Origin of the sequence: Flavobacterium sp. (genome assembly GCF_035760125.1) — a bacterium.
GTDB lineage: Bacteria > Bacteroidota > Bacteroidia > Flavobacteriales > Flavobacteriaceae > Flavobacterium.
In genome coordinates, this window is the sequence record NZ_DASTTN010000223.1 from 1 (window position 1) to 2,176 (window position 2,176).

Consider the following 2,176-nt stretch of genomic DNA (forward strand, 5'->3'; position numbering starts at 1 on the left):
AAATATTACCCAAAACGACCCCTAACAAAAATGCAATCAGGATGCTTGAAACACTATAAATTATGTCCCAACTGTTTCTCCACCATTTCATTTCTTCAACGCTTCTAAATTTAATTGCGGCAGCTCGAAGTACATTTAGCATTAAAAAGAGCATAAACGGAACATACATGGCCGATAACATGGTAGCATACATAACAGGAAATCCTGCAAATAATGCTCCTCCTCCAATTATTAACCAAACTTGATTGGCGTCCCAAACAGGTGCAATTGCGTTTATTGCAATTCTTCGGCTTAAATCTTTTCTGAAAAATAAATGCCAAGCGCCTGCTCCAAAATCAAAACCTTCTAATATTGCATAACCCGAAAACAATAATCCGATTACTAAATACCACAATGTAGGATAATCAATTCCTAAAAAAGTTTCCATAATATTAAAGATTAAAAGGATTTGAACGTTACAGGTGTTTTTGATTCGTCATAGGGGCCATGTTTGATTTTTTTGTTGACCGTATACAAAAACAAGGCCAACAATAGAGAATAAACCACTGTAAACATAACCAATGAAAATACAATTTGATTAGAGGTGACTTCTTGGGAAAAAGCGTTGTTAGTTCTTAATTGTCCATAAACTACCCAAGGTTGTCTTCCCATTTCGGCTGTAAACCATCCAACCTGATTGGCTATTTGGGGTAAAATTACAGCAAATGAAAAAATCCATAAAAGCCATTTGGTTTCAAATAGCCTTCCGCGCCACCATAAAAAACTTGCGTATAATGTAAGCCCTATTAATGCCATTCCAATGGCAACCATGATGTGATAAAATTGAAAAACGGCATTTATTTGACTAGGTCTGTCTTCAACAGGAAAATTATTTAATCCTTTTATGGGAGCATTGAAATCCTGATGCACCAAGAATGATAAACCACCTGGAATTCCAATTCCCGATACTTTTTGATTTTCTTTATCGACCCAGCCCAGAAGATATAAATCGGCAGGTTTGTCTTTTTCAAAATGTCCCTCCATTGTAGCCAGTTTTGCTGGTTGATTAACAGCAACACCATCAGCGGTACTGTGACCTGAAATCAATTGGGTAAGTGAAAAAAAGGTTGCAACTACCAGAGCAATTTTGAACGCTTTTTTAGATATTTCAACATAACGCCCTTTTCTAATGTAGTAAGCATGTACGCTTAAAACCAAAAAGGCGCCTGCTAAAATTGCACCTTGCCAAGTGTGAATGATTCTGTCTACACTTGAAGGATTGAAAACCATTGCCCAAAAATCGGTCACTTCGGCTCTTGCATGTAATCCTATGCCAACAATGTGATAGCCCGCGGGAGTTTGTTGCCAAGAGTTAGCAACTACAATCCAAACTGCTGAGAACATAGAACCTAAAAACACACCTAAAGTTGATACAAAATGTACCCAAGGTTTTACACGGTTCCATCCAAAAAGTAATATTCCAAGAAAAGTGCTCTCTAAACCAAAGGCAAATAATCCTTCGGCTGCTAATGCACTTCCAAAAATATCTCCTACATAACGCGAATACACCGCCCAATTGGTTCCAAATTCAAACTCCATAATAATTCCGGTGGCAACCCCAATCCCAAAGGTCAATGCAAATATTTTAATCCAAAAGCGGGTCAAAATTTCGTAATCTTTATTTCCGGTTTTAAGGTAAAGTCCTTCCATGATTACCATTATCAAACCGATTCCAATACTTAATGGAGGATAGATATAATGAAAGGCAATTGTAAAGGCAAATTGTATGCGGGCTAGTATTTCAACATCCATGGTGAAAATATTTTATTTAAAAGTATGCGTAAATTTACGACAGAAACATGACTAATGTGGAATAATAAATCAATTTGACTGCTGTCTTTTGTAACGTTTTGGACTAATGTTTTTATATTTTTTTAAATGTAGTTAGAATGAATTCATAATGAAGAACCTAAGTTTGAGCTATTCAGTTAAAAAGTAAAAAAGGGATAATATTTTTCATAAAAAAAGCACCATTATAAACGGTGCTTTAAGTTTTTATTTAAAATAAGAGAAGGTTTCGTTATTCTCAATCTTCAGTAATGTTTCATAAATCAATTTGATTACGTTTTCTACATCCTCACGGTGGACCATTTCGACGGTAGTGTGCATGTATCGCAACGGTAGTGAAATCAAAGCC

The 2,176-nt window shown here is 35.8% G+C and carries 2 protein-coding genes and 1 pseudogene; all 3 read right to left on the reverse strand.

The window, feature by feature from the left end; translation table 11 throughout:
* Positions 1–427, reverse strand: a 427-nt coding sequence (cydB, locus tag VFS71_RS08215; protein WP_326400463.1) for a cytochrome d ubiquinol oxidase subunit II, incomplete at its 3' end; no start/stop codon positions are given.
* Positions 428–438: 11 nt separating this feature from the next.
* Entirely contained in the window at positions 439–1,791 is a 1,353-nt protein-coding gene (locus tag VFS71_RS08220; RefSeq protein ID WP_326400464.1) for a cytochrome ubiquinol oxidase subunit I, read from the reverse strand.
* 243 nt (positions 1,792–2,034) lie between these two features.
* A pseudogene (locus VFS71_RS08225) lies at positions 2,035–2,176 on the reverse strand (M42 family peptidase); the annotation flags it as partial.

Excerpts from the sequence above, each read along its gene's own strand:
- VFS71_RS08220 (WP_326400464.1), bottom strand. The coding sequence starts at position 1,791 with ATGGATGTTGAAATACTAGCCCGCATACAATTTGCCTTTACAATTGCC.